The organism is Nocardia sp. No.11 (assembly GCF_038752175.1).
Classification (GTDB): domain Bacteria; phylum Actinomycetota; class Actinomycetes; order Mycobacteriales; family Mycobacteriaceae; genus Nocardia; species Nocardia canadensis.
On sequence record NZ_JBCGFB010000183.1, the window covers coordinates 1 to 8,214 of the forward strand.

General features: G+C 67.7%; 10 protein-coding genes. 6 read left to right on the forward strand and 4 right to left on the reverse strand.

The window, feature by feature from the left end; all coding sequences use genetic code 11:
• On the reverse strand, positions 1 to 144 hold a 144-nt coding region (locus V8688_RS30110), incomplete at its 3' end, for a diiron oxygenase (RefSeq protein ID WP_342802220.1).
• A 100-nt stretch (positions 145 to 244) separates the two neighbouring features.
• Positions 245 to 1,105 (reverse strand): oxygenase MpaB family protein, encoded by an 861-nt coding sequence (locus tag V8688_RS30115; RefSeq protein WP_316574593.1) that lies wholly within the window; start codon positions 1,103 to 1,105, stop codon positions 245 to 247.
• 176 nt (positions 1,106 to 1,281) lie between these two features.
• Between V8688_RS30115 and V8688_RS30120 the strand changes: the two genes are divergently transcribed.
• Positions 1,282 to 2,025, forward strand: a complete 744-nt coding sequence (locus V8688_RS30120; RefSeq protein WP_218717847.1) for an oxygenase MpaB family protein — start codon at positions 1,282 to 1,284, stop codon at positions 2,023 to 2,025.
• Positions 2,026 to 2,167: 142 nt separating this feature from the next.
• Here the strand turns inward: V8688_RS30120 and V8688_RS30125 are convergent, their stop codons facing one another.
• Positions 2,168 to 3,169 carry an oxygenase MpaB family protein gene (locus V8688_RS30125; protein ID WP_218717846.1) on the reverse strand — a complete coding sequence of 334 codons (1,002 nt, stop codon included), beginning with the start codon at positions 3,167 to 3,169 and terminating at the stop codon, positions 2,168 to 2,170.
• A 5-nt stretch (positions 3,170 to 3,174) separates the two neighbouring features.
• Positions 3,175 to 4,341 carry a thiolase family protein gene (locus V8688_RS30130; RefSeq protein WP_342802217.1) on the reverse strand — a complete coding sequence of 389 codons (1,167 nt, stop codon included), beginning with the start codon at positions 4,339 to 4,341 and terminating at the stop codon, positions 3,175 to 3,177.
• A 432-nt stretch (positions 4,342 to 4,773) separates the two neighbouring features.
• Here V8688_RS30130 and V8688_RS30135 point away from each other — a divergent pair, with 432 nt between their 5' ends.
• From V8688_RS30135 to V8688_RS30155, 5 genes are all read left to right on the forward strand, one after another.
• Positions 4,774 to 4,998 carry a hypothetical protein gene (locus V8688_RS30135; protein WP_218717844.1) on the forward strand — a complete coding sequence of 75 codons (225 nt, stop codon included), beginning with the start codon at positions 4,774 to 4,776 and terminating at the stop codon, positions 4,996 to 4,998.
• Positions 4,998 to 5,183 (forward strand): hypothetical protein, encoded by a 186-nt coding sequence (locus V8688_RS30140; RefSeq protein ID WP_342802218.1) that lies wholly within the window; start codon positions 4,998 to 5,000, stop codon positions 5,181 to 5,183. Before V8688_RS30135 ends, V8688_RS30140 begins: the two co-directional genes overlap by 1 nt.
• Positions 5,184 to 5,255: 72 nt before the next feature.
• Positions 5,256 to 6,098 carry an ABC transporter permease gene (locus tag V8688_RS30145; RefSeq protein WP_308248445.1) on the forward strand — a complete coding sequence of 281 codons (843 nt, stop codon included), beginning with the start codon at positions 5,256 to 5,258 and terminating at the stop codon, positions 6,096 to 6,098.
• A gap of 1 nt (position 6,099) precedes the next feature.
• On the forward strand, positions 6,100 to 6,963 hold the full coding sequence (locus V8688_RS30150) for an ABC transporter permease (RefSeq protein WP_218717842.1): 864 nt from the start codon (positions 6,100 to 6,102) through the stop codon (positions 6,961 to 6,963).
• A gap of 9 nt (positions 6,964 to 6,972) precedes the next feature.
• The coding region (locus V8688_RS30155; protein ID WP_342802219.1) for an MCE family protein at positions 6,973 to 8,214 on the forward strand (1,242 nt) is incomplete at its 3' end.

Consider the following 8,214-nt stretch of genomic DNA (forward strand, 5'->3'; position numbering starts at 1 on the left):
GGAATGGACGGCGAACTCCGGCGACTCCCAGTCGATATCGACATAGGGGTCGAAGTGCTTGGTCACCGATCCCTCGGACAGACCGCGCAGGATCTCGTGATATCCGGGCTCACCCGGACGTTTGGCGGCGGTGGACAGCGTCATCGATGTCTCCTCAGTAGGTACTGCCTCCAGTTTAGTGGTACCGGCAGTACCATACAAGGGTTGACGCTACTTCGTGTTACACCTACCTTGCCGCGCCCCGCTAGACGAGCGGTTTCCCCGCCGCCCTGCGCCGGCGCATATCGACGACCAACCGCGGGAACGGCTGATGACGCCACCCCGGCGGCAGCGCCGCGAGCACGCGCCCGATACCGCGCATGATCAGCTCGAACGCGCGCTGCCGACGCGGACTCCAGGCCAATCCGAGGCTGTCACGGAAGCGCTGCGGCAGATATCCCGTGACGAAGAAGCGATTCACCCGCCGCCCGGCGATCCGGATGATCCAAGGCTGCGGCCCCAGATCGACGACATTGTCGAGCAGGTACCCACGCACCTCGGCATCGAGGTCGAGCTCACCGAGCATCGAGTCCCAATAGCGGTCGAACGCGGCCCGATCGGCGGGCCACATCTCCGCGGGCATCTGCAGCGTCGTTCCGAACCGCGCGGAATCCTGGTACAGCTCTTCGGCGAAGCCCTCGTCGAGCTCACCGAAGAGCAGCTCGAGACTGTCGCGGGTACCGCGATAGATGCACGCCGCCACCCACAGCTGCAGCCGTGGATCGAAGGCGTTGTACTTCACCGGCCCACCGGGGCGGTTACGCACCTGGCGATGCGAGGTACCGACCGCCTCCCGGAACACCGCCCGATCCTCCTCGGTCCCGAGCATCGCCACCGCGAGGTAGGTCAGAGTCGTCTTGGCACGCTTGCCCGGATTCGTCGCGTAGCTCCCGGATTCGACCGTGCTCTCCACCACACCCCGACCGACCGGAAGCAGGCTCAGCTGCATCACGACATTGGCGGGACCGCCGAGGATCGCACCGGCGCCGATCAGATAGCGATGCCTGCGCTCGGCGTCGTCGTCGACGGGATGCTGCGGCTGCGCTGCCGCGCGGGGCTGTGCCACGACCAACCTCCAAGAGAGTGAGAGCGTTTCCAATCCAGACTCTCATCCACCCGCCCCCCGCGCAAGATTAGTTCAGAATCAACTGTCACATAATGGGCGACTTGCTCACTGTACGGCTATCCATTATCGAGAATTTCGAGTAACTTACTGCTCGCATCACCATGGAGGGGACAGTCATGAGCGAGCAGGCCGGACCGTTGTTGCGGCGTCATCTCGGCGACCGGCGCTTCCTGCTGACGCTGCCGCGCGCGGTCGGACTGCAAGTACTGCACCCCGTCATCGCCACCGCGCTGGTCGACCACGCGCCACATCGGCTGTGGGAACACAAGAAGCGCACCGTCTCGCAGCTGATCTATCTGGCGCACTCCGGCCGCGCGGCGGACTCGGTGATCCGCTTCGCCCACGAGCACGTGAAAGGCCTCGACGACCGCGGTCAGCGCTATCACGCGCTGCACCCCGAGGTATTCCTGTTCCAGCACGCCACCTACGTCGAGACGCTGATGACCGCCGCCGACCTGTTCGGCCCCGCGCTCGGCGCCGCCGACCGCGACCAGCTCTACCGCGAGACCCGCGCCTGGTACCGCACCTACGGTGTCAGCGATCGGCTGCTCCCCCGGACCCGGCCGGAGTTCGCCGAGTACTTCGCCGACGCCTGCGCCACCCAGCTGCGGGTCGGCCCCGCCGCGCGCGAACTGCGCGATCAAGTCCTGCGTCCCGATGCGTGGATCGTCCGGCACCTGCCCGCCGGTGCCGCACGGGCGATGCAACATCCTCGGGCGCTCGAACTGTTCGACGTGCGAACCGGCCGGGCCGATGCCGCCGCACTGCGCGCTGTCGCGATGACGGCACGCCCCGGCTTCGCGATGGCGCCCCGGCGAATTCGCTACGTCTCACAGGCCAGAACACGCACCGGGAGATGATCGGGGCCGCCGGCTCGACGAACCGGCGGCCCCCTCCCCCAGACTGGTCAGACGATCGCCTTGTGCTGACGGATGCGGCGCCGCACATCGGCCATCATCGCGTTGGTGCCGGAGAACCGGATGAACCGTGGGATGNGACTGGTCAGACGATCGCCTTGTGCTGACGGATGCGGCGCCGCACATCGGCCATCATCGCGTTGGTGCCGGAGAACCGGATGAACCGTGGGATGAACCGATTGACGAATCCGACGAACAGGAACAGATTCTCGAACCGCCGCTGATCCGAGGCACTCCACTCGATACCCATCTGCTCCTGGAAGTGCGGCGGCAAAAATCCCGCCGTCAGGAACCGCAGCAGCCCGCCCAGCAGCAGGCGCAGCGACCAGTGGATCATGCGCAGGTGCAGCAGATCGTCGATGTAGGCCCGGAAATCGTCGTCGCACACCACTTCTCGGCATGCCTGGACCCAGTACGCGTCGAAGTCGGCGTGGGTCTCGGGCCACATGTCCGGATGGACCTGCAGAGTGGTGCCGAAGGTGTCGGCGCCCTGGTAGAACTGCTCGAGCTCGGCCTCGGTCATCTTGCCGCACAGCAGCTGGTGGGTGTCCTCGTAGCCGATGTAGATCGCCGCCGCCACGTACAGCTGCAGGTGACGGTCGAAGGCGTTGTACTTGACCTTCGAGTTCGGTCCCGACCGCACCTGCCGGTGTGCGACGTTCACCGCCTCGCGCATCGCCCGCTTCTCCTCGTCGGAGCCGAGCACCGCGACCGCCAGGTAGGACGCGGTGGTGCGCAACCGCTTCCACGGGTGCACCATCAGCGCCCCCGACTCGACCTTGCTCTCCATCACCCCCGCCGCGACCCCGCGGTGGGCGAACTGCATCGCGACATTGGCCGCCGCACCCGCGAACGCCCAGAAGTCGAGCGCGTCGGCCAATTGCGCGGGCCGTTTGCGCGGCGAGCGATGGGTATCGGGCAGGGGGATCCGCACCTGCGCGAGCGTCAACGGCGCGTGCGTCGCCGGCGCCGGTTCCGACAGTGCGCCGGCGCCGGGCCCGGGGACGTGGCCCGGCCCCTCGGCCACATACCTGTCGCTGGTGGGGTCGTCGTAGTCGGGTTCACTGGACTTCGCCGCGGTGTTCATCGCCGTCACAGCCGTTCGATGATCGTCGCGTTGGCCATGCCGCCCGCCTCGCACATCGTCTGCAATCCGTAGCGTCCGCCGGTCTGCTCGAGATGGTTGACCATGGTGGCCAGCAGCCGGGTGCCCGATCCGCCGAGCGGATGCCCCAGCGCGATCGCACCGCCGCGGGGATTCACCCGATCCGGATCGGCGCCGAGTTCGTGCTGCCACACCAGCGGCACCGGCGCGAACGCCTCGTTGACCTCGAAGGTGTCGATGTCGTCGACCGTGAGCGAGACCCGCTCGAGCGCCTTGCGGGTCGCCGGGACGACCGCGGTCAGCATGAGCGTCGGATCGTCGCCCGCCACCGCGAACGAATGGAACCGCGCGCGGGGGGTCAGTCCCAGCTTCGCCGCGACCCGCTCGCTCATGATGAGCGCGGCCGAGGCGCCGTCGGTCAACGGCGAGGAGTTGCCCGGCGTCACCGACCAGGAGATCTCCGGAAACCGTTCCAGCGCGGCGGGATCCGTGAACGCGGGCCGCAGGTTGGCCAGACTCTCGACGGTGGTGCCGGGCCGAATCGTCTCGTCCGTGTCCAGGACGCCGGCGGAGCTCAGCTCGGCGTCGAAGCCGCCCGCCGCCGCGGTGGCCGCCGCCAGCCGGTGCGAGCGAGCCGCGAACTCGTCGAGGGTGGTGCGATCCAGTTTCCAGCGGGCGGCGAGGATCTCGGCGGCAATGCCCTGCCCGATCAGTCCGGCCGGGTAGCGCACCGCGAGCGGGCCGCGCAGCGCGTCCTTGCCCTGCGCGTTGGAGAACATCGGCGCGCGGCTCATCGACTCCACGCCGCAGGCGATCGCCACGTCGTAGGCGCCGGCGAGCACGCCCTGGGCCGCGAAGTGTACGGCCTGCTGACTCGAGCCGCACTGCCGATCGACCGTGGTGGCGGGCACGGACTCCGGGAAGTCCGCCGCGAGCACGGCGGTGCGGGTGATGTTGCTCGACTGCTCACCGCTCTGCGTGACGCACCCGCCGATCACATCGTCGACCAGCGCGGGATCGATCCCGGTCCGGTCGATCAATTCGGCCAGCACTCCGGCCAGCAGGGTCGCCGGGTGCACCGACGACAAGCCGCCGCCGGGTTTTCCCCGACCGGACGGCGTTCGGACAACATCGACGATGACCGCGGACATCATGATCCTCCTGCGCAACCGCCGACCGTCGGCGGCCTCAACGCCCTAAGTTAATCATGATTCCGCCAGATTTCATCGATATTTCAACTGCTTCATGCGCCGTAGACGCCATTCAGCTGGTCATGTTACCGTCAATTCCGCATCGTGCGACTGGGGTCGGGGGCGCGATGCAGAGGTCGCGTCGGCGCCGGGCAACGCGGCTTCGGCACCGGCGCGGCCATCGACCCGAGCGGCGCCCGAACCCCGGAAATCTTACCGGCGATTTTGCTCACATTCGCTAGAATCCGTAGTAACTTATCGGAGGCCGATCCTCGCTAGATCAGCCACATACGTACCCGCCGACGACAGAATGCTCGGCAACATCATCGGACCGTCAGCGACGTCGGCCACCAGCCGTCGACGCCACCGGTCCTGGGAAAGGAACACCGGTACACCATGTTGCGACGGCTCGACAGGCTTCTGAGTTACGAGATGAAGGTCTCCGAATTCCTCGGCACCCTGATCATCATCGGCATCCCGTACGGACTCGTCGGCATCGTCTGGACGCTCACCCACACCTCGCACCTGCGCGATCTCTCCGGCGTCGACCTGGTCATCTCGTTCCTCGGATCGATCGTCTGCTGGCCGGTGCTCACCTTCGCGAATGTGACGATGACCTGATGATGGCACTGGTCTGGGTCATCGACATCGTGGTGACCGTCGTCAAGATCCTCGGTGGCCGCACACAGGTCAATCCCGTTCTGCGCGTAAGTATGTGGATCGCGCTGTTGTGCGTCGCCGCGGTCGGGCTCGCCGCGGGCGCCGGCTTTCTCGTCCTGCTCGAACGCTGGCTGAGCACGCTCTGACACCGCCGCGCTCCGGCGCGGCAAGAAAGGATTCGGTGCGGCGTGACCTCCACCGAGCACTCCCCGGCAGGCATCGCGCCGCCGGAACCCTCCGAGGTCGGCCGGATCGCCGACAGTGTGACCGGCCTGTGGCGACGCCACCCGCAGCAATCGGTCGAAACGCTGGGCAGGCAGGTCCTGCTGGGCCGGGCCGCGATCGCCCAGCTGCTGCTGTCCCTGGTGCAGCGGCGGTTCCCGTTCCAGGAGTTCATCCGGCAGTGCGCCTTCATGGCCAACGTCTCGGCCGTGCCGACGGTCTTCGTCGCGATCCCGGTCGCGGTGGTCGTGTCCATCCAGGTCGGCGCGCTGGTCAACCAGGTCGGCGCGACCACCTTCATCGGCGCGGTGGCCGGCCTGGGCATCATCCGCCAGGGCGCGCCGCTGGTCACCTCGCTGATGATCGCGGGCGCGGTCGGCTCCGCCATCTGCGCCGATCTGGGCTCGCGCACCATCCGCGAGGAGATCGACGCCATGAAGGTGATGGGCGTGGACCCGGTGCGCCGGCTGGTCGCCCCGCGCCTGGCGGCGGCCGTCCTGGTCAGCATGCTGCTGTGCGGGTTCATCGTGTTCGTCGGCTTCGCCACGGCCTATCTTTTCAACGTCTACGCCCAGCACGGCACCCCCGGCTCGTTCATCAGCTCGTTCGCGTCCTTCGCGGTCGCCAACGATCTGCTCGTCGCGCTGGTGAAGGCGGCGATCTTCGGCGCGCTCACCTCGATCATCGCCTGCGATATCGGACTGCACACCAAGGGTGGGCCCGGCGGCGTGGCCAACTCGGTCAACTCGGCGGTGGTCTCCTCGGCGCTGATGCTGTTCGCCACCAACATCATCGTCACCCAGCTCTACAACACCCTGTTCCCCGCGAAGGTGGTGTGAGATGGCCGCCGAGTACATCCCGCCCGTTCTGCGCCCGGTGCGCGCCGTCGGCGCGGCGGCCAAGATTCCCGTCCAGGCCAATCAGCGGCTCGGGCACCAGGCCATCGTCTTCTTCCAGGCCCTCCTCGCCGTTCCGTTCACGCTGCGGCACTACCGCAAGGAAGTCGCGCGACTGGTCGCCGACGTCGGCTGGGGCAACGGTTCGCTGATCGTGGGCGGCGGCACCGTCGGTGTCGTCATCGTGCTGTGCGCGTTCGGCGGCATCACCGTCGGCATGGAGTCCTACTCCGCGCTGAACCTGCTGACCATGGGGCCGCTGACCGGGGCCATCTCCGGTTTCGCCACCACCCGCGAAATCGCCCCCATCCTGGCCACTCTCGCCTTCGCCATCCAGTCGGGCTGCCGGTTCACCGCCCAGCTCGGCTCGATGCGGATCTCCGAAGAGATCGACGCGCTGGAATCCATCGCGATCCGCCCGCTCCCCTACCTGGTGACCACCCGGATGATCGCGGCCACGGTCACCATCGTCCCGCTCTACACGCTGGGCCTGGCGGTGGCCTACCTGGCGACCAAGCTGTCGGTGCTGTTCCTCGGCGGCACCACGGCCGGCACCTACGACCACTACTTCTTCCAGTTCCTGGTCGGCGGTGACGTGTTCTTCTCCCTGTTCAAGGTGGTGGTCTTCGTCCTGATCGCCGCCTTCATCCAGTGCTACTACGGCTTCGTCGCCGCCGGTGGACCCGAAGGTGTCGGGGTCGCGGCGGGCCGGGCGATCAAGATGGTCATCGTCGTGATGGTCTTCACCAATCTCTTTCTCACCCTTGCTATCTGGGGCATCGACCCCGGATTCCGGATCTCGGGATAGGTCGATCGGATGATTCTCGATCCCAGTGGACGCGGGCCGACCGGTCGTCAGTTGACCGTCGCGGGCCTGGCCATGGTGTCCGCGGTCGCGGCCGCGCTGTATCTGCTCGGACTGCGCTACAACGGCGAGTTCGAAGACAAAGTCATCGTCGGCGCCGAGCTGACGAGCACCGGCGACGGGCTACCGCAGCGGGCCGACGTGAAATACCGCGGCATGGTCGTCGGCATGGTCGGCGACGTGACAATGGTCGCCAAGGGCGAACGCCAGCGTGCCACCTTCGAGCTGAAACCCGGTATCGCCGAGACGATCCCGGACACGGTGACCGCGCGGGTGATCCCCGACAACATCTTCGGCGTCTCCTCCATCCAGCTGGTCGACAACGGCGCCGCCACCGGCACGTTGCGCAGCGGCCACACCATCCATCAGGACACCAGCGCCGAGACGATCCAGCTGCAGTCCACGCTCAACACCCTGCGCGACGTGCTCGCCAACATCCAGCCCGAGAAGCTCGGCCGGGTGCTGGCGACGCTGTCCGCGGCGTTGGACCCGGGCTCCCGGGTCCCCGGCTCGACGGTGCAACGGCTCGACACCTGGCTCACCACGATCCACCAGATCCCCGAGATCGGTGACCTGCTGGGCAATTTCGGCCAGGCCGCGACCGCGCTGAGCCAATCGGCGCCCGAGCTGGTCGGCGTGCTGGCCGACTCGGTGACCTCGGCGCGCACCCTCAACGAGCACCGCACCCAGCTGGTCGAGCTGCTCACCCAGGGCAATTCCGCGGTCGAGGCCGTCAACAGCCTCTTCGCCGCGAATCCCGATTCCGGCAAGGAACTGGTCTCGGGCCTGGACGGCCTGCTCGGCGGTATCGCCAAGGATCCGGGGGCGCTGCAGTCCGCCGCCGCCAATCTCAATGTCTCGCTGGCCAAGTTGCAGCAGACCTTCACCTTCGGCCCGCGCAAGCAGATGGCGTGGCGCATGGACGTGTCGTTCACCCCGTTCCAGCAGTACACCGCCGAGGACTGCCCACGCTACGGCGAGATGACCGGGCCGCGGTGCGGTGGTCCGACCGTGCCCACCGTCGCGCCGCCCCAGGAATACCCCGCCCAGCTGCTACCCCAACGCCTCGAAGCGGCGGGCCCCGCGCCGGTGCTGCCGTCGGCGCCGATCCCGGGACTGCCGACGCTGCCCGGCATCTCGGTGCCGGCGCTGCCCGGCCTGCCGGTGATTCCCGGCCTGCCCGCCATCCCGGGA